This is a genomic window from Microbulbifer sp. Q7, from assembly GCF_001639145.1.
In the GTDB taxonomy this organism is placed as follows: domain Bacteria; phylum Pseudomonadota; class Gammaproteobacteria; order Pseudomonadales; family Cellvibrionaceae; genus Microbulbifer.
Window position 1 is genome coordinate 1,366,853 of record NZ_LROY01000001.1, and the last position, 19,100, is coordinate 1,385,952.

A 19,100-nucleotide genomic window follows, 5' to 3' on the forward strand; every position below is an offset into this window, starting at 1 on the left:
TGTCATGATTTTTAAAAGAATGAAATCAACGTTTTGTCTGAGAGCGGGTGTGGCGCTCCTGTCGGTCGCATTTGCCCACAGTGTCCAGTCGCTCACGCTGGCGCAGGCGCCGCTATTTTTGGCGCAGCCGGTGAAGCCGATTGTGATGCTGAATATGTCTAACGACCATCAGCTCTACTTCAAGGCATACGACGATTACACGGATCTCGATGGCGACGGCCAACTGGATACGACCTACGACAAGGGAATCGAGTACTACGGTTATTTTGATAGCGGCAAATGCTATGTGTACCGCGATGCGCAGTTTGAGCCAAACGGAGCCGCGGACGAAAATCGCTACTGTAATAGTGTTGCAGGATCTGGAGAGTGGAGCGGCAACTTCCTGAATTGGGCGACCATGACCCGCATGGATGCTGTACGCAAAATTCTCTACGGCGGATATCGCTCCACCGACGACGAGTACGACACCAGCGACGCTGCCAAGAATGGCGAGACGGTGCTTGAACGCGCTTTTTTACCGCACGATGCGCACTCCTTCGCGAAGTACTATAACGGTACCGATATCGCTCAGCTGACGCCATTCAGCGTGACTGGCGGCGATAATTCCTCAGCCAGTGGGTTTACCATCTGTAATACCACGCCGGGAACTGGCAGCTCAGAAACCGTTTCTTCCGCGCCGCAGATGCGCGTGGTTCAGGGCAACTATGCGCTCTGGGCAAGTAATGAGCGCTTCCAGTGTCGCTGGGATAGTGAGGTAAGCGGTGGTCAGGGCACTAATGATAACGACGCAGGCAAGAGCGGTATCTATGCGAGTTCGACAAGCCCCGCAAAGGATGTCCAGCTGGGCGACGGTGAATATGATGTCCGGGTGCAAGTGTGCGTTGCCGGCATGGAAGAGGATAATTGTCAGGCCTATCCCAACGGTAATCAAAAGCCTACGGGGCTGCTACAGGAATACGGTGAAAACGGCGATATCCTGTTTGGCTTGATGACCGGCTCCTTCGGGAAAAACAAGTCCGGTGGTGTGCTGCGCAAGAACGTTTCCAGTCTTGCTGACGAAGTGAATGCGACAACCGATGGGACTTTCACCGGTGCCGACGGTATCGTAAAGAACCTTGATGTCCTGCGTATCTATGGCTACGACTATGGCCAGGGACACTACAACAATACCGATGGGTGTGAGTGGGGCCGCACTAGCTTTAACGATGGGGAGTGTACCAACTGGGGCAACCCGCAGTCGGAAATCTACCTCGAATCGCTGCGCTACCTGGCTGGCAAAAGCCCTACGTCGGGCTTCACATCGAACGATTCCAATTTTCTGCCCGGGCTGACCAACCCCACTTGGGTGGACCCCATGAATGGCGATAACTACTGCGCGGCGCTCAACGTCATTCAGTTCAATGCATCGACCAGCTCCTACGATGGTGACTACAGTGATTCCACCTTTGGCGTAGTAGATACCTGGACCAACAAGGTGGGCGCCGCCGAGGGAATTCATGGCGGAGCCTACTTTGTGGGTGAGAGCGGTGCCGAGAATAACCAGCTGTGCACCGCCAAGACCGTAGGCGCCCTGTCGGATGTGCGCGGCACCTGCCCCGACGCACCGCGCCTCGAAGGTACCTACGACATTGCCGGAATGGCCTATTTTGCCCGTGCCAATAGCATCCGCAACGACCTGCCATCGCAGCAAAGCGTGCGCACCTACGGTGTCGCGCTGGCACCGGCGGTACCTCAGGTTGAAATTCCCGTACCGGGCGCCGTGGACAAGTCCATCACGATCCTGCCGGCTTGCCGGAACACCAACCCGAACCCCGATGGCAACTGTGCCATCGTGGACTTCAAGGTGGTGTCACAGAACCAGGGTGTGGATACCGGCGCAGGTATCCTGGCCAACACCGGCAAACTGTATGTGAACTGGGAAGACAGTGAGCAGGGCGGGGACTTTGACCAGGATATGTGGGGTGTGATCGATTACGTCGTCACCGCAAGCCAGGTGAAAATCACTACCAACACCATTGCCGAATCCACCAGTCAGCCCCTCGGTTTTGGCTTCGTTATCAGTGGTACCACCAATGACGGTTTCCATGTGAACTCTGGTGTGGAAGGGTTCAAGCATAGTGGTAGCGGCTGTTCCGGCGAAGACGGTTGCGAGGTCGATGATGAAGCGTTCACGCAGACCTTTGCGGTCGGCACGTCGACTGCAGAGCTGCTGGAGACACCGCTTTACTATGCAGCGAAGTGGGGCGGTTACAGTGACGGTGAAAATGGCAACGCGCCCACCGAGGCAGAGATTGCAGCCCGTGACCCGGAAACCTACTTCTACGCGATTGACCCTTCCGAGCTGGCGGAAAGTCTGAGCAAGGCGCTGGATGCGGTTGCGGCCGATGTGGGTTCGGCGTCTTCCGTAGCGACGAACTCCACCCGCCTGGGTACCGACACGGTAATTTACCAGGCGCTGTTTAACAGCACGGACTGGAGCGGCGAGGTCAAGGCCCTCAACCTGGGCAGCGATGGCTCCGTGAGCTCCGTCAAGTGGCAGTCCAGCGATGCCAAGTTTGACGGCCCCGCTATCCGCAAAGTCTTTACCCACGATGGCACAGGTGGTGCGGTGTTCCGCTGGGGGACGACGGTTGCAGATGGCGGAATCAGTGACGCCCAGAAAGCCGCCCTGATTGGTAATGACAGCGAAATCGAAGGGCGCGCCCGCCTGCTCTGGGTGCGTGGGGCGGATACGCCGAATTTGCGCAGCCGCAACAAGCTGCTGGGTGACATCGTAAATTCAAGCCCGGTATTTGCCGGCCGCAAGAAGTACAGCTTCCATCTGCTGTCCGAGGCGCTGGGTGGACTGGAGTATCAGAACTATTACGAGACGCGCAAGAAAAACCGGCGTGAAGTGCTTTATGTGGGTGCCAATGACGGCATGCTGCACGCCTTTGACGCAACAACCGGCAAAGAGCTGTTTGCTTATGTCCCGGCCGGTATCTACGAAAAACTGCGCAAGCTGAGTGCCACTGATTACGGCACAAGCAGCAATCCGCATACCTACAACGTTGATGGCCCGCTGTTCGTTGGCGACGCCTTCGTAAATGGCCGCTGGAGAAATGTGCTGGTCGGCACCCTCGGGGCAGGTGGTAGAGGACTGTTCGCGCTGGACGTGACCAACCCCGACGGCTTTGATGAAGGGGATGTGCTGTTTGACTTTACTGATGAAGACCTCCTGAGCGGTGAATTCACTAAGCTGGGTAATATCACTCGCGAACCCGTCATTGCCCCCACCAGCGATGGCTGGCGGGTGTTCTTCGGCAACGGCTATAACTCCGATGGCGAGAATGCGCACCTGTTTGCCCTCAGTCTCGATGATCCGGCCGGTGATACGCGAGTGATCCAGGCGGGTACCGGCGGTGCAAACGGGCTTGCCGGGCCGGCGCTGTTGCCGAGTGGTACTGGGGAGATTGTTGCCGCGTATGCGGGCGATTTGCTCGGTAACCTGTGGGAGTTTGATCTTTCTGCGGGCAAAAATGACAGTTGGGGTGTTGCCTACAAAAGTGGTGCTAATGCCGCGCCCCTGTTCACCGCGGTAGATCCCAATGGCAAGGTGCAGCCCATCACATCAACCCCCACCCTCGGGGTAAACGCGAAGCTGAATAACGCGGTGATGGTGTACTTTGGTACCGGAAGCTATCTCACCAGCGCCGATAACGAAGCGGGGGATACGATCAATAGCTTCTATGCCGTCGCCGATATGGATGCGCCGGTGACCGGCCGCGACCAGCTGTTCGCCAAGACGATCTCGACAGAAGCGAACGGTCGGCGCGTTGTGGACGGCAATGCTGATACGTCCTGGTGGACCAGTAAAAAGGGCTGGTACCTGGACTTCACCTATGGTGGTAGTATCAGCGGGGAGCGCATTATCAGTAAGCCACTGCTGATCTACGACCGCTTGCTGTTCCCGACCATGATTACCTCTTCCAGTCCGTGTTCATTTGGTGGTTCCGGGTGGTTGATGGAGCTGGTTGCGGTGGGCGACCGCTATCAGGGGCACTCCATTTTCGGGGAAGATGGCATCGAAACCGATTATGCGGTAATCAGCTATTCGGAAGTGATTCGCTCTGGTGAAAAAGCCTACCTTCCGACCAGTAACATCAAGGGTGCGCTGGATGTGACAGAGGGTGATATTCCCTCGGAAGCCGCTGGCCGTATGTCCTGGCGCCAGTTACGTTAAATGGAATTTGCAGTGAGATAACACAATGAAAAAGCAAAAAGGTTTTACCCTGATTGAACTGATGATTGTGGTAGCCATCATCGGCATCATCGCCGGAATTGCTTACCCCTCCTATATGGAGTCCGTACGCAAGAGTAACCGGGCGGACGCGAAGGCGACTCTGAACGATGTCGCCCAGCGCCTGCAGCGCTGCTTTACCACCTACAACGCCTACAATAATGCGAACTGTGGCGTAGCGAATTCATTGAGTGGTGGCGGCAGTATTCAATCCGCCGAAGGGATGTACAGTGTCACTGCTGTTTTGGGAGCCACGACTTATGCTCTCACCGCACAGCCTGTTGCCGGCACCAGCCAGGCGGCCGATACCAAGTGTGGTAGCCTGACCTTGAGTAACACCGGTGTGCGCAATGCCAGCGGCAGCTATGGGGCCGCCTGCTGGTAACCCCGGCGTAGGCTCACGCACGGTCAATCTGCTGATCCTGAAGTAAACGCAACCCGGCCCGCGCCGGGTTGTTTGTTTCTGCACCTCTTCCATCTCCTCTTTCCTTTCCTCTTTGTCCACTCCAGCCCAACACGCGATACGGCAAGTGTTCGCAGCGAAAGCGGACCCGAACGGACTACCTGAATCCACCGTTTATTCCCCCAACCCTGCCGTTTGTCGGAGCTGGCTCCATGTGCCATTTCGCGCGTGCTAGGGTAGCCGCAATATTAGTCTTGCTCAGACTTTATGCACGAAAACAGCATCATCGTATGTGCTGCAAGGATGATTTTCGCGTCGCCCACTGACGCGTTGGAGGGATGAATAATGGGGTTCAAACAGCGGGGGCTCACCCTGATCGAGTTGATGATCACCCTGGCGGTACTTGCCGTGGTGGTTGGCATTGCCGTACCTAATTTCAACACGATGATCCAAAACAACCGTTCGGTAGCACTGGGTGAGGAACTGGCTGGTGCCTTGAATTTTGCCCGCAGCGAAGCCGTGAAACGGTCCTCCCGTGTGACCCTTTGTGCGAGTGCCGATGGCAGTGCGTGCGATGGTGACTGGACCGATCAGTGGATAGTGATTGTCGACGACGCCACCAGTGACAGTGCCCCGGTACCGGTGATCGGTGAAATTTTGCGCGTCTGGGAGTCTCCGGGCAACAACGCCACCATTGCTGCCGTGCAGGGCGCATCCGATGTGGACTTTATCCGTTTTACCGATAAGGGGTTACTTGGCATGTCGGCCGGCGGGGCGATCGAGTTGACCTCCAGCTTGAGTGGCTGCAAGGCAAACTCTGGGCGAAAGTTGACCGTCGGTGTCGCGGGTGTCCTGAGCGTCGCCCGCACCAGCTGCAGTTGATACAAAAGGAAATTGGCAATGAAACAACAACAGGGTGCGGGCCTGATCGAAGTGCTGGTTACCGTGCTGATTCTCGGAACATCTCTGCTGGCGTTGGCTGCCCTGCAAAGCAAATCCCTGCAGTACAACCACAGTGCTTATTTGCGGTCACAGGCCAATATTCTCGCCTACGACATGCTCGATCGTATTCGCCTGAACCAGGAAAAACTCGACGAGTACCTGCTGGAAGAGGCCCCTGTGCCAGCGGAGGGTGCCCCTGAAGAACCCTTGCCCAGCGAAACCACTATCGCCGGCCAGGATCTGGCCCAGTGGCAAGCCGCGCTGGCCGCGGCCCTGCCAGGGGCGAGTGGTCAGGTGCGTTGCAATGGCGCCGATAAAGTATGCACCGTGACCATCGAATGGTCCGAGCAGAATAACTCCGGCGATACCAGCGAAGATACCACCACGTTTGTATACAGCACCCGTATTTAAGAGGCGCCTCGCAATGATGAATATGCAACGACAAAGAGGTATCTCGCTGGTTGAGTTAATGATCTCAATCACGATCGGCCTGATCCTGATGACGGGCGTGGTGCAGTTGTTTTTAACCAGCCGCACCACATTCTCAACCCAGCAAGCCCTGGCGCGGGTACAGGAAAGTGGTCGCCTGGCCATGGACTTTTTGAGCGAAGACATCCGCATGGCAGGGTTCGCCGGCTGTAATAGTCGCTACACCCAGGTCACGAATTACCTGAATGATGAAAATTTACTCGCCTTTAAGTTCGACGTGGGGATCGAGGGGGAGGACGATGTCTCCGCTAATCCTCCCGCCGGATATCCGGACGACGCCATTGAGGGGACCGATATTCTGGTGGTGCGCAGCGCGGGGGGTATTTCCCTGGGCGTACCCAAACCGAATGACGCCAATAATGTTTACGCGCGCTATGTGTCGGATGTGGCTCCCTGTGGCGAGGCGCAGACCGGCTCCAGCGGTATCTGCTCCGACGATATTCTGATTGTCGCCAACTGTACCAATGCCGTTGTATTTCAGGCGACGGAGGTGGAAGGCAATGCAAGCACGGGGGAAGTTCGTATTGCACACGGCGCGGGTGACAGTCCGGGCAACCGAGTCACCGCCTGGGATGTGAGTGATGCAGTATCACCGGTCAGCTTTGCGGACGATGCGCAAGTCTTTCAGGTGGTGACTACCGTGTATTTTATTGCGCAAGGGGCCGGAGGTATTCCCAGCCTGTGGCAGGAAACGAATGGACTGGCCGCACAGGAGTTGCTGGAAGGGGTGCAGGATATGCAGCTCACCTATGGGGTAGACAGCAATAGTGACGGGGTTCCTGAAAACTATGTGGATGCAGGGAGTCTTTCCAGTGCCGATGCATGGGCCGAGGTAGTGAGCGTGCGTGTCGCGCTGCTGGTGCAGAGCGGTGAAGACAATGTGCTCGCTGAACCACAGCCCTATACGTTTAACGGTGTCACCGTGAATGATCCAGGCGACCGTCGCCTGCGTCAGACCTTCGAGAGCACCGTCGCAGTTCGCAGTCGGGTTTACTGAGAAATAGGTATCAAGGGATCGATATGAAAAATACAGCTTTCCCACAGCGCCTGCGCCAGCAACGGGGTATGACGCTGGTGGTCGGTTTGATCATGGTGTTACTGATGACCCTGGTGGGGATGGCGGCCATTCGTGGCAGCAACATGCAGGAACTGATGGCGGGTAACATGCGCGACCACAATCTTGCGCTGCAGGCTGCCGAGGCAGGGCTGCGTGCCGGAGAGGCGCGGGTGCAGGCGGTGGACCTGCCAGCTTTTGGAACAACACAGTATCCGGAGCTCATGATGGCGCTGGACCAGGGCGGTAGTAGTGAGTACTGGAAATCTTATGATTGGGCCGAGGCACGGACCGCGGAGCTGGGTCTCAGCGGTGTCGCCCGGCAGCCGGAATATGTGGTGGAAGAGGTCACCTCGTTGACCTCTTTAAATGGTGCAGATGGGGGTGGCATCGATGTCGGCAGTCGACTTATCCAAAACGACAAAGTGATTTACCGAATCAGCAGCCGGGGTTTTGGTGGCAGTGAATCTACGCAGGTACTCCTGCAGTCAACCTTTAGGCAGCCCAAATGATCCGTCGGAACAGAGCCATGTGTATAAAAAACTGGAAAATGAAAACCCTCCTGCAATGCGTTTCGGCATTGTTTTCGGTCGCTGCTGCGCACAGTGTCCATTCGGTGGACTTGGCGCAAAGCCCGCTGTTCCTGAGTAATGGAGCCACGCCGAATGTGATGTTTGTGATCGATGATTCGGGCTCGATGCATTTTGAAATTACACCGGAGGACTATCGCCAGGACACTGCCTATATTTTTCCTCGCGCAGATGGCGTCTACGGGAATGCCGGCTATGACCAGACCACAGATGGAAATTATCAGGTCCCGACCGTCGATGATGCCAACGGTTACAACGCCCTTACGCGCTCACCACAATACAACAAAAGTTACTATAACCCCTCGGTAACCTATTTGCCTTGGGCAAAACACGACGAAACTCTGTATCCAAATGCCAATCCGAGTTGCGCCAGGCACAATCCGGAGAACACTGGCGACTGTCCGGGGGACGGCGTCTCGGTTAATCAGAATGCAAGGAACCTGACAGTAGAGAACGCTAACTACAACGGGAACGCTTGGCGTAGTTGTATGCGGAACGCCGACGAAACCATCACCTGTACTTCGAGCAGCGATGCGAAAACCTACTGGCCTGCCACCTATTTCTGGCATAACGGCACCGGCAGTGAGTGGGATCGAAGTAGTTACCAAAAGGTTGAGATCCGACCCTCGGCGGCTACCTATACTGGCCATGATCGATTGAATCGCGACGATTGTAGTCTTGGCGTTTGCAGCTACGAGCAGGAAATCCAGAATTTTGCCAACTGGTATACCTATTATCGCTCGCGCACCCTCGCCGCGCGTGCCGGCATCGGCCGCGCATTTGCGGAGCAAGGTGAGGATCTGCGGGTAGGGTTTGGCGCGATCAACCAAGGCTCAACCAGTATTGATGGCGTCAACACAGGTACGATTGTAAATGGCGTACGCGCATTCTCCGGTGACGACCGGGAAGCTTTTTTCGCGCAGCTGTACGGGCGAGACGTGCCCACCTCGGGGACACCACTACGTCGCGCGCTGGATGATGCAGGGCAGTATTTTTCACGCCCGGACGATAAAGGCCCATGGGGAGCAAACCCTGGTGTGGACGATGAAGCGGCCCATCTTGCCTGTCGCGCGAGCTACACCATCCTGATGACCGATGGCTACTGGAGTGGAGGTGGTGATAACGCGGCGCGTACTTCGGCCGCACGGAGTAATGTCGATGGATCAGCGGGAACAGAAGTTACCGGGCCTGACGGAGCTTCTTACACCTACAGCGCCGAGTCGCCGTTTACCGACGGGCACAATAATACGCTGGCCGATGTGGCCATGTACTACTGGAACCGGGATTTGCGTCCCGATCTCGCCAACAAGGTGCCTTCCAAAGATGGCAGTATCAATCCGGCATTCTGGCAGCATATGGTAACTTTTGGTGTGGGCTTCGGTGTAGAGGGCTCGGTCGATAAGGATGATGCGTTCGCGGCGATAAAGACCGGTGATTCAGTTACCTGGCCCAATCCAACCAGTAGTAATTCGGCGAAGGTGGATGACCTGCTGCATGCATCGGTCAATAGCCGCGGTGGTTTTTTCAGTGCTGCGGACCCCCAGTCCTTTGCCAGTGAACTGTCTGGCGTACTGGATAATATTCTCGGGCGCTCCAGCGGTGCCGCTTCCTCCGTTGCCACCACTTCCACCCGTCTGGGAACGGACACGTTGATCTTCCAGGCTGCGTTCAACAGTTTTGATTGGAGCGGGGAGCTCAAGGCCATCGAGGTGGAAGCCGACGGCTCCATTGGTGACCTAGCCTGGGAAGTCACTGATAACGATTTTCCGTCGCCGGCGAGCAGGGATATCTTTACTTACAGCAATGGGGATGGGGCGCTGTTTGCCTGGGACCCCACCGGCACTGCGCCCGGCATCTCCGATGCGCAAAAGAGTGTACTGGCTGGCGAAGATGGCGATGCCATGGGTGCTTTGCGCCTGAACTGGGTGCGGGGACTGCACGCAGAAGGCCTGCGCGAGCGTGGCAAGATGCTGGGCGACATCGTGAACTCCAGCCCGGTGTACGCCGGTCGCAAAAAACATCACTACCACTTGCTTTCCGCGGACCTGGGCGGTGCTCGGTACCTCGATTACTACACAACGCGGAAGCAGCCCCGCACCGAAGTGGTCTACGTGGGCGCGAACGATGGCATGTTGCATGGGTTCGACGCGCGCGACGGTGACGAGCTCTTCGCCTATGTGCCTTCCGGTGTTTACGGCGCGCTCAAGGACTTGAGTTCGCCGGAATACGGCACTGCTACCCTGCCACATCGCTACAGTGTGGATGGGCCGCTGTTTGTGGGGGATGCCTACTTTGGCGATGCCTCCACTGGCAGCTGGAAAAACATCCTTGTGGGCACCCTGGGTGCCGGCGGCAAGGGTATTTTTGTACTGGATGTCACCAACCCCGAAAGCTTCGACGAAGATGACGTCCTGTTTGAGCTCACGAATGCGGACATTCCAGAGTTGGGGAATATTACCGGCCCGCCGCTGGTGGTGCCGACGGCAGATGGTTGGAAAATTATTGTCGGTAATGGTTACAACTCTGCTGGAGAACGCGCAAGCCTGCTGGTCATCGATCTGGAAAACCCCACCACCGAAACGCGGGTGCTCACTACCAATGACAGCGACGATAACGGGCTTGCTGGTGCATCCCTTCTCCCCAATGGTCGCGGAGAGGTGGTTGGAGCCTATGCCGGCGACCTGCAGGGTAACCTCTGGTACTTTGATCTCAGCAGTGACGATCCGGCGGACTGGGGGGTTGGCTATGAGGCGACTACACAGGATGCGGATGGCAATGACGTAACCGCCAAGGTTCCCCTGTTTGTTGCACGTGATCCTAATGGCGCTGTTCAGCCGATTACCTCCACACCGACACTGGGTCTCAACGAGCAGATGAACAACGCGGTGATGGTCTATTTCGGTACCGGAAGCTACCTGTCTAGCACCGACAACGTCGCGGGTAACACGATCAACAGCTTCTATGCCATTGCCGATCAGGGCGCCCCTGTGGCGGGGCGGGGTTCTTTGATGCAGAAGGTGATCAGCAGCCAGGAAAACGGTGTCCGCGAAGTATCCAACAACGCGTCCCAGACCTGGTGGGCGGACAAGAGTGGCTGGTATCTGGATCTGACCTTCGGAGACTCAACCACCGGTGAACGGGTGATCAGTAAACCCCTGCTGGTTTACGACCGGCTCCTGTTCCCCACGCTAATTACTTCCAGCGACCCCTGTGCCTTTGGCGGCAGTGGCTGGCAGATGGAACTGGTTGCGGTGGGCGACCGTTTTATCGGGCACTCCATTTTTGGCGAGGATGGCAAGGAAGTTGACTATGCCATCATCAGCTATTCGCAGATGATCGAGTCGGGCAAAAAAACATTCCTGCCGGCAAACGATATCAAGGGTGATTTCAAGGTTGAGGAAGGGCAGTCACCACCGCCGGCCAATGGCCGGGTGTCCTGGCGACGGTTTTGATGTAGCGAATAACCCGGCTTATGCCGGGTTATTCGCTTTCCAGCCCCAGTTTTTTGAGACGGTAGCGCAGAGACCGAAAGCTGATCCCCAGTTTTTCCGCCGCGGCGGTCTTGTTGCCGCGGGTTTCATTCAGTGCCGACTCGATCGCTTCGCGCTCGATGGTCTGGAGAAAGTCATCCAGCGTGTCGTAATCGGCCGCGTCAAACTGGCCCGGGTAGCAGGTATCGGGCTGGGCCGCGAGTGGTATACCCGGCTGCACGGGATGTGCGGTGTGGCCGCCTGCCTGGGAAAGCGGCGGTTCGCCGGTCAGTATCAGGTCACCCGCGCTGATGGTGTTCGATTCGCAGAGAGTGAGCGCGCGCTCCAGGATATTTTCCAGCTCGCGCAGGTTTCCTGGAAAGGGGTATGCCTGGAGAGCGGTCACCGCGTCCTGACTGGCTCTGGGCGCAGCGCCGGGCGTACCCTCGGTGATTCGGCGCAGCAGATAGCGGGCGAGTAATGGAATGTCTTCTTTTCTCTCCCGCAGGGCCGGGACTGTCAGCTCGATCACATTAATGCGGAAAAAGAGGTCGCTGCGGAAATCGCCACTGCGGGTTGCTGCGGCAAGTTGTTTCTCCGCGCTACTGATTAGCCGGATGTTCAGTGCCTGCGGCTGATGATCTCCGACGGCGTGGAAGCGCTTTTCCTCAATGATCCGCAGTAGTTTGACCTGAATGTCCTTTGGCAATGCGGTGATTTCGTCGAGAAACAAGGTGCCGCCGTTGGCAGACTGCAACAGGCCCGGATTTTCGTTGCCGGCGGTGTTGCTGCCGAATAATGTGTGTTCGAACGCTTCCTGCGGGATCGTCGAGCAGTGCACGGCGATAAAGGGCTGTTCTGCACGCGGACCCAGGTCGTGAATACAGCGGGCGGTGAGCTCCTTGCCTGAGCCCGGCGGCCCCTGCAAGTGTACCGGTGCGTCGCTTCGTGCCACTTTCTCAATGGTTGTGCGCAGTGTGCGCACCGCGGAGGACTGGCCCTGAAGCAGCGGCGGGAATTCCTGGGTTTGGAAGAAGCGATCCTCTCCCAGCCGAAGGGCCAGGAGCACGAGGGCACGCAAGCGCTCCAGGTTGACGGGCTTGCTGACAAAATCGAAGGCGCCCAACTTGAGCGCGGCAATGGCCGTGTCCATGTTGCCATGCGCGGTAATCACGGCGACCGGATAAGACCGGTCCTTGGGCAGGTCCTGAATGACTTCGACCAGTTCGAGGCCATCCCCGTCGGGTAGGCGCATGTCCGTGAGACAAAAATCGTAGGACTTCTCGGCGATTCTCCTCCGTGCCTCGGCAACGGACATGGCGATATCCGTGCGCACGTGCATACGGCGCAGTGTCATTGAAATCAGGTCGCAAATGTCTGGTTCGTCGTCGACGACCAGGGCGATGGGTTGACGATCGGTCATATTGTTAGGCGTTATCTTTGATCGGCAAGCTGCAGGTTTATTAAAAAATTTGTTCCGCATTGGCGAACTCGATGCGGAAGCAGCTGAGCTTTTCCCGGGTTCGGCAATAGTAAAGGTTGGCGCGAGTAGATTCGCACAATTCCCGCGCGATATACAGGCCCAGGCCGGCGCCGGTAGGCTCGGTTGTGAAGAAGGGCTCAAAGATTTTGTCGGAATGCTCTTCCGCTACCCCAATCCCGTTGTCCACGAAATCCATTTCCGCACACTGCCGGCTGCTATTGAAACGGACGATAATTTGTGCGGAATAGTGACCGGTTGCATTGTGCGAGTGGCGTACAGCATTGTTGCAAAGGTTGGTGGCCACCTGGGCCATCTGGTCAGGATCGAAGCGTGCAGGCACGGGCTGGTCCGGGCATTGCAGGGCGATGGTGTAGTGCTCGCCGGTTTCTTTTTGAAACTCGTTGAGGAAATTTTTTGCCCACTCACACAGGTCCAGCAGCTGTGTCCGCGGTGTCTGGCGTCGGGACAGCTGCATCACGTTTTCGATGATCTGGTTCACCCGCTTGCTGTGACGGCTGATGATTTCGCTGAGTAGCTGATCCTCTCCGGAAATGGAAGGGGATTCCGCGAGCAGCTCGGCCGCGTGGTTGATGGCGCTGAGTGGGTTCCGTACCTCGTGGGCAATGGAGCCGGTCAATCGCCCCAGCGATGCCAGCTTCAGTTGCTGGGCCTGCTGGGTGAGCTTGCGGTTGTCTTCCAAAAATACCAGTGTGCTCTCGCTGGTATCGTCGGTGAGGGGAGTCACGCTCGCGCGCAGCTCACTGTGTCCCGCGCCCTTTATCACCCCACTGGTAGATCCGGACTGCAGTCGCAATTCGATCAGGTTGAGCAGCAGGTCTCCGTCCAGTTTTCCATTATCCAGGCGCTGTTTGCCGAGAAGCTGCTGCGCGGCGCGGTTGACCAGTTCGGCCTCGCCGTGACCGTTGAGTACCATCACTCCGGTGCGCATCTGTGCCACGATCTGCTGGGTAAGGCGTTGCAGGCGTGCCGCCTGCCGCCGCTCCTGTGCGGCTTTTTCATTCGCAAGCCGAATGTGGGCGGAAAGGTACTGGAGCGCAGCCACTGAGGTAAACAGGAGAATGCCGAGGCTGCCGGCCGAGACAATGTCTTGGGTATCTGCCTGGCCGTCGAGAATGCCGTAGAGCTGCTGGGCGATGACGGCGATGCTGGCGATGGCCGCGAGAAAAGCGCCCATGCGCCGGTCCAGCAGCAGTGAGCCGACCGCGCAGGTGGTCAACAGCAAGTAGCCGATACCCGAATTGAGTCCGCCACTGGCCTGGATCAACAGCAGAAAGGCGAGGATGTCACAGGCGAGGATACTGCCGATCCGCAGCGGGGTAGTCAGGAAGCGGCTCGGGTAAAGGAACAGAAGCCACGCGATATTGACCACCGCGTAGGTGATGGCGGTGTTCAGGTACAGCGCCGGGGAAAGGGTGCCGACGGTGCCGCGACTGATGCCCGAGGCGAAGAGCCCGAGCAGTACAAGTGCGATGACCACCCGATACCAGGCGTACAGCTTGAGCAGCTCTCGCTGCCGTAACCGAGGACGGGGAAGGTCACGTCCGGCAAGCGTTGCCGACTCAGAGGGGGCGCTACTGGCGTCTGTGTCTGGGGGTATCGCAGCATCGAATACCGTCTGGCTGCTCACTTTTCGTTCTCTTTTTTATGTGCGCTGTTGTATACGCTGTTATTTTCAGGGCTTCGCCGGCGCAAAACACCGGGCCGTTGCCGGGCAGATGTTGTGCCCCCGGGCGGCGTGGCTACAATAGCCGCCTCAGATCAACGGGGTAATAGGATGTCTACTTTGCAGCTAGTGCTGGCGCAAATCAATCTAATGGTGGGGGATATTCCCGGCAATGCCGACCAGGTGGTCGAAATCGCCCGCCGCGCGCACCGCGAGCACGACGCAGACCTGGTGTTGTTTCCGGAACTGACCCTGTGCGGTTACCCCCCGGAGGACCTGCTGCTGCGCCCCAGCATGCAGAAGCGTATCGACGCCGCCCTGAAAACGCTACAAGAGGCAGACCTGCCGTGCGCGGTACTGGTGGGTTACCCGCGTGTTGTGGCGGGTGCCGTGCTGAATATGGCGGGACTGATACAGGGGGGCGAGCTGATGGCCGAATACGCCAAGCAAAAACTCCCCAATTACCAGGTGTTTGACGAACTGCGTTACTTCATCCCCGGTGATCAGCCCTGCGTGGTGGACATCAAGGGCATACCGACCGCCATCACCATCTGCGAGGACATCTGGCATCCGGAACCCGTGGCGCAGGCTCGGCGCGCCGGGGCCAAACTGATGTTGAATATCAATGCATCGCCGTTCCACCGGGGCAAGGCGCAGGAGCGGCTGGCGCTGCTGGGGCGTCAGGCGCAGGCGGGGGATATGCCCATCTTGTACGTCAATTCCGTGGGTGGGCAAGATGAGCTGGTGTTCGACGGCGGCTCCTTTGCGGTAGGCAAGGATGGCAGCCTGTGCGGACGGGCGCCGGAGTTTGTGGAGAGCCTGCTGCCGATCACCGTGCAGGCGGAAGAAGGCGAGGTACGCCTTGCCGCGGGCAATGACGCCGAACCCCTGCCAGCGCTGGCGTCGGTCTATCAGGCGCTGGTACTGGGTGTGCGGGACTATGTGAATAAGAATGGCTTCAAGGGTGTCGTCCTCGGCCTTTCTGGGGGTATCGATTCGGCCCTGACGCTGGCGATTGCGGTGGATGCGCTGGGCCCGGATCGGGTGGAAGCGGTGATGATGCCGTTCCGCTACACTTCGGACCTGTCCAAAAACGATGCGGCGGATCAGGCCCGGCGCCTGGGTATCCACTACCGTGTCATTGGTATCGAGGGCATCTTTGATGCGGCCATGGCTGCGCTGGCCAAGGAATTTGAGGGAAGCGAGCGGGATACCACCGAGGAAAACCTGCAGGCACGTGCCCGCGGCATGCTACTGATGGCCATTTCCAACAAGAAAGGCTTTATGGTCCTGACCACCGGGAACAAGAGTGAGATGGCGGTGGGTTATGCCACCCTGTACGGCGATATGGTGGGCGGCTACAACGCACTGAAAGACGTGCCCAAGGTACTGGTTTACGCGCTGTCCCGTTACCGCAACTCGGTATCCGAGGTGATTCCGGAGACGGTGATAACCCGCGAGCCCAGTGCCGAGCTGGCACCGGACCAGGTGGATTCCGACAGTCTGCCCCCCTACGAGGTGTTGGATGAAATCCTGAGCCTGTACATCGATGAGGACCACAGCGCGGCCTATATCATCGGTCGGGGGTTCGATGAGGCCACGGTGATGCGTGTGGTACGCCTGGTGGATCGCAACGAATACAAGCGCCGTCAGGCGGCGGTGGGGGTGCGAATCTCCGAGCGTGGGTTCGGGCGCGACCGGCGTTACCCGATCACCAATGGATGGAAGGCCGGCGAGTAAGCCGCGCACTCTCCGCCAACAAAAAAAGGCCCCGCTGATTGCTCAGCGGGGCCTTTTTTTGTTGGGCTGCAGAGCCCCAGAGTCAAAGCTCTGGTGGCAGCGGCGCATCCTGCGGGCGGTACTCGGCGTTGTACAGCTCGCGGCTATCGAAACCACGGGGATCTGATTTTTCAAACAGGCCCAGGGTGATGCGGTGAATAAAGCTGCGACCGCTGGCTCCGGCGAAGTACTTGTAGTTGAAACTGCCGTCGTCGCGGAATGCCGGGTGATGCGGGTAGTTGGTGCGCAGCACCGCGAGGGAGGTTGATTCAAGCTGTGGCATTTCCAGCAGGCGATAAGACTGCACCATCACCGCCAGCGCATCGGGTACGGCCGGGGTCTGTTGGAAGTTTTCAACCACAAAGCGACCGCGGTTGGCGGCGGCGAGATACGCATTGCGCTTGAAGTAGTAGTTGGCCACATGAATTTCATAGCGCGCCAGCAGGTTGCGCAGGTGGATCATGCGCTTCTGGGCGTCAGGCGCGTAGCGACTTTCCGGGTAGCGCGCCATCAGCTGGGCAAAGTAGGCAAAGGATTCCCGCGCCGAGCCCGGGTCGCGGCGGGTCATGTCGGTGGGCAAAAAGCGTTCGAACAGCCCGCTGCCCTCAGTAAACGAGGCCAGCCCCTTCATGTAATAGGCGTAATCCACGTTGCGATGCTGCGGGTGCAGGCGGATAAAACGATCCGCTGCAGAAATGGCCGCATCGTTCTGGTAGTCGCGGTAGTAGGCATAGATCAGCTCCAGCTGGGCCTGTTCGGCGTAGTTGCCGAAGGGGAAGTTGTCTTCCAGGGCCCGCAGGTTCTTGATCGCCAGCTCCCACTGGCTGGATTTCAGCTGCCGCTGGGCAGCTTCATAGAAGGCCTGTTCGGTGCGGTTGCCGGACGGCAATCCCGCTTCCTCTTCATCCGTACTGGCACAGGAGGCCACCAAAACAGCCAGCATTGCCAGCAACAGCGTTTTCCAGGCCTGATTATTCCAGGACCACATCGCCCCTCGCTCTATCATTATTTGTCTCAACCTTATTAAACTAGCCGCCCAAAATTCACCGGGGGCCGAAGGGCAGCTATTTAACCACAGCGTCCCGCCAGCCCAAAGCGCCAGCGCCCTGTTGGCAACCATTATTATTGCGTTACAGGACACTAGACCCTCTCGGATGAGCAATCAAATACATCTCGATATTCAAGTGCCGGCAGAGTATGCCGGGCAACGGTTTGACCAGATCGCAGCGGATTTGATCCCTGATTATTCCCGCGCCCGCCTGCAGAGCTGGATAAAAGGCGGCCAACTCACGGTTGACGGGCGTTCTGGCAAGCCCAAGGACAAGCTTTACGGTGGTGAGCAGCTGCAGTTGCGCGCTCAACTGGAGCCCCAAGGGGAGTGGCAGGCCCAGGCGATGGACCTGGATATTGTCTATGAAGACGACAGCCTGCTGGTGGTCAACAAGCCTGCGGGGCTGGTGGTCCACCCGGCGGCGGGTAATCCGGACGGCACGCTGCTCAACGGTCTGCTCGCCCACTGCGCGGGACAGCAGAACATCCCCCGGGCGGGCATTGTGCACCGGCTGGACAAGGACACCAGTGGCCTGATGGTGGTGGCGAAAACCCTGCAGGCGCAAGCGGACCTGGTGGATCAACTCAAGGCCCGGTCTGTGAGCCGCCAGTACGATGCCATCGTGCATGGCACCTTGAGTGGCGGTGGCACCATTAAGGCGCCGATGGGCCGCCATCGCACCCATCGACTGAAAATGGCCGTGTTGCCCAATGCGGGCATGGGCGGTGCGAAGGAAGCGATTACTCACTATCGCCTGCAGGAGCGCTTTCGCGGTCACACCCTGGTGCGCTGCCAGCTGGAAACCGGTCGCACCCACCAGATTCGGGTGCACATGGCGCATATCCGTCATCCGCTGGTGGGGGATCCGCTGTATGGCGGGCGCAACAAATTGCCCGCCGGGGCAGAGCCGGAACTGATTGAAGCGCTGCAGCAATTCCCCCGGCAAGCGTTGCATGCGGCCGAGCTGGCCCTCATCCATCCGGTGACCGCCGAGACCATGCACTGGTCGGCGACCATGCCGGAGGATATGCTGCGGCTGCTCGCGCTGTTACGTGCCGACAACCTCTGAATCGAAGCCCAGGATTACACAGGACTGCCCATGGCTGCTGACCACTATCTCAAACCGGACTGGCCTGCACCCGCCAACGTGCGCGCATGTACCACCTTGCGCGCGGGTGGCCACAGCGAGGGCGCCTACCGCGGGTTCAATCTCGCCGACCATGTCGGGGATGATGCCGCGGCGGTGGCCGCCAACCGCAGCCAGCTACAGCAAGAGCTGAATCTACCCAATGCCCCGCAGTGGCTGGAACAGATCCACAGTGACAAAGTGGTGCAGGCGCACAGCGACGGCAAGATACGCACCGCAGACGCGAGTTTCACCGCAGAGACGGGCATCGTCTGTGCCGTACTGACCGCAGACTGCCTGCCGCTGTTGCTGTGCAATCGCGAGGGCTCTGAAGTGGCCGCAATCCATGCGGGCTGGCGCGGCCTGACCGGCGGTGTGATTCGCGAAACCATTGCCGCCATGTCCAGTGCGCCCGAGGACCTGCTGGTTTGGCTTGGCCCGGCCATCGGTCCCGAGGCGTTCGAATGTGGTGTGGACGTGCTGGAAGCGGCGTTCGAATCGTCCATCAGTGAGTCCCATGCGGCGGCCATCGCCAGGTGCTTCGTTCCGCACACGCAAAAGCCACTGCACTTCCTGGCGGATATCTACGCCCTCGGTCGCGCCGAACTGGCTGAGCTGGGGGTGACGCAGGTATCGGGTGGCGACCGTTGCACCGTTACCGAAGAAGCGGACTTTTTCTCCTACCGTCGGGATGGGGATACCGGGCGTATGGCGTCTTTGATTTGGTTCGAGTAATCATTTGGGTTCTGG

13 protein-coding genes are annotated in these 19,100 nt (G+C 58.3%); 10 read left to right on the forward strand and 3 right to left on the reverse strand.

Features of this window, described 5'->3' with window-relative positions; genetic code table 11:
• Nucleotides 1-49 precede the first annotated feature (49 nt).
• The 7 genes from AU182_RS05585 to AU182_RS05615 all read left to right on the forward strand — a co-directional run bounded on the left by AU182_RS05585 (nt 50) and on the right by AU182_RS05615 (nt 11,209).
• Complete coding sequence (locus AU182_RS05585) at nt 50-4,222, forward strand: pilus assembly protein (RefSeq protein ID WP_066961786.1); 4,173 nt, start codon at nt 50-52, stop codon at nt 4,220-4,222.
• Between the two features lie 25 nt (nt 4,223-4,247).
• The gene (locus tag AU182_RS05590) at nt 4,248-4,664 is read left to right on the forward strand and encodes a type IV pilin protein (RefSeq protein WP_066961788.1); all 417 of its coding nucleotides are present in this window, start codon (nt 4,248-4,250) and stop codon (nt 4,662-4,664) included.
• Between the two features lie 363 nt (nt 4,665-5,027).
• Entirely contained in the window at nt 5,028-5,564 is a 537-nt protein-coding gene (locus AU182_RS05595) for a GspH/FimT family pseudopilin (RefSeq protein ID WP_066961790.1), read from the forward strand.
• Nucleotides 5,565-5,582: 18 nt separating this feature from the next.
• Nucleotides 5,583-6,035 (forward strand): type IV pilus modification protein PilV, encoded by a 453-nt coding sequence (gene pilV / locus AU182_RS05600; protein WP_066961792.1) that lies wholly within the window; start codon nt 5,583-5,585, stop codon nt 6,033-6,035.
• Nucleotides 6,036-6,057: 22 nt separating this feature from the next.
• The gene (locus AU182_RS05605) at nt 6,058-7,110 is read left to right on the forward strand and encodes a PilW family protein (RefSeq protein ID WP_227718132.1); all 1,053 of its coding nucleotides are present in this window, start codon (nt 6,058-6,060) and stop codon (nt 7,108-7,110) included.
• Nucleotides 7,111-7,133: 23 nt separating this feature from the next.
• Nucleotides 7,134-7,679, forward strand: a complete 546-nt coding sequence (locus tag AU182_RS05610) for a PilX N-terminal domain-containing pilus assembly protein (protein ID WP_066961797.1) — start codon at nt 7,134-7,136, stop codon at nt 7,677-7,679.
• A 38-nt stretch (nt 7,680-7,717) separates the two neighbouring features.
• The gene (locus AU182_RS05615) at nt 7,718-11,209 is read left to right on the forward strand and encodes a pilus assembly protein (protein WP_193754294.1); all 3,492 of its coding nucleotides are present in this window, start codon (nt 7,718-7,720) and stop codon (nt 11,207-11,209) included.
• A gap of 28 nt (nt 11,210-11,237) precedes the next feature.
• Here the strand turns inward: AU182_RS05615 and AU182_RS05620 are convergent, their stop codons facing one another.
• Together AU182_RS05620 and AU182_RS05625 are read right to left on the reverse strand one after the other, a co-directional pair.
• Nucleotides 11,238-12,650, reverse strand: a complete 1,413-nt coding sequence (locus tag AU182_RS05620; protein ID WP_066961802.1) for a sigma-54 dependent transcriptional regulator — start codon at nt 12,648-12,650, stop codon at nt 11,238-11,240.
• A gap of 40 nt (nt 12,651-12,690) precedes the next feature.
• The gene (locus tag AU182_RS05625) at nt 12,691-14,358 is read right to left on the reverse strand and encodes a PAS domain-containing sensor histidine kinase (RefSeq protein ID WP_082859234.1); all 1,668 of its coding nucleotides are present in this window, start codon (nt 14,356-14,358) and stop codon (nt 12,691-12,693) included.
• A 147-nt stretch (nt 14,359-14,505) separates the two neighbouring features.
• Between AU182_RS05625 and AU182_RS05630 the strand changes: the two genes are divergently transcribed.
• The gene (locus AU182_RS05630; RefSeq protein ID WP_066961805.1) at nt 14,506-16,134 is read left to right on the forward strand and encodes an NAD+ synthase; all 1,629 of its coding nucleotides are present in this window, start codon (nt 14,506-14,508) and stop codon (nt 16,132-16,134) included.
• 82 nt (nt 16,135-16,216) lie between these two features.
• Here AU182_RS05630 and AU182_RS05635 read toward each other — a convergent pair whose 3' ends face one another.
• Nucleotides 16,217-17,161, reverse strand: coding sequence for an outer membrane protein assembly factor BamD (locus AU182_RS05635; protein WP_193754295.1), 945 nt, complete (start codon nt 17,159-17,161; stop codon nt 16,217-16,219).
• 166 nt (nt 17,162-17,327) lie between these two features.
• On the opposite strand from AU182_RS05635, the gene rluD reads away from it, so the two are divergent.
• Nucleotides 17,328-18,293 carry a 23S rRNA pseudouridine(1911/1915/1917) synthase RluD gene (gene rluD, locus AU182_RS05640; RefSeq protein ID WP_066961808.1) on the forward strand — a complete coding sequence of 322 codons (966 nt, stop codon included), beginning with the start codon at nt 17,328-17,330 and terminating at the stop codon, nt 18,291-18,293.
• 30 nt (nt 18,294-18,323) lie between these two features.
• On the forward strand, nt 18,324-19,085 hold the full coding sequence (gene pgeF, locus AU182_RS05645; RefSeq protein ID WP_066961811.1) for a peptidoglycan editing factor PgeF: 762 nt from the start codon (nt 18,324-18,326) through the stop codon (nt 19,083-19,085).
• Nucleotides 19,086-19,100 lie beyond the last annotated feature (15 nt).

Excerpts from the sequence above, each read along its gene's own strand:
- AU182_RS05590 (WP_066961788.1), top strand. The coding sequence starts at position 4,248 with ATGAAAAAGCAAAAAGGTTTTACCCTGATTGAACTGATGATTGTGGTA.
- AU182_RS05595 (WP_066961790.1), top strand. The coding sequence starts at position 5,028 with ATGGGGTTCAAACAGCGGGGGCTCACCCTGATCGAGTTGATGATCACC.
- pilV (WP_066961792.1), top strand. The coding sequence starts at position 5,583 with ATGAAACAACAACAGGGTGCGGGCCTGATCGAAGTGCTGGTTACCGTG.
- AU182_RS05605 (WP_227718132.1), top strand. The coding sequence starts at position 6,058 with ATGCAACGACAAAGAGGTATCTCGCTGGTTGAGTTAATGATCTCAATC.
- AU182_RS05610 (WP_066961797.1), top strand. The coding sequence starts at position 7,134 with ATGAAAAATACAGCTTTCCCACAGCGCCTGCGCCAGCAACGGGGTATG.
- AU182_RS05615 (WP_193754294.1), top strand. The coding sequence starts at position 7,718 with ATGAAAACCCTCCTGCAATGCGTTTCGGCATTGTTTTCGGTCGCTGCT.
- AU182_RS05620 (WP_066961802.1), bottom strand. The coding sequence starts at position 12,650 with ATGACCGATCGTCAACCCATCGCCCTGGTCGTCGACGACGAACCAGAC.
- AU182_RS05630 (WP_066961805.1), top strand. The coding sequence starts at position 14,506 with ATGTCTACTTTGCAGCTAGTGCTGGCGCAAATCAATCTAATGGTGGGG.
- AU182_RS05635 (WP_193754295.1), bottom strand. The coding sequence starts at position 17,161 with ATGTGGTCCTGGAATAATCAGGCCTGGAAAACGCTGTTGCTGGCAATG.
- rluD (WP_066961808.1), top strand. The coding sequence starts at position 17,328 with ATGAGCAATCAAATACATCTCGATATTCAAGTGCCGGCAGAGTATGCC.
- pgeF (WP_066961811.1), top strand. The coding sequence starts at position 18,324 with ATGGCTGCTGACCACTATCTCAAACCGGACTGGCCTGCACCCGCCAAC.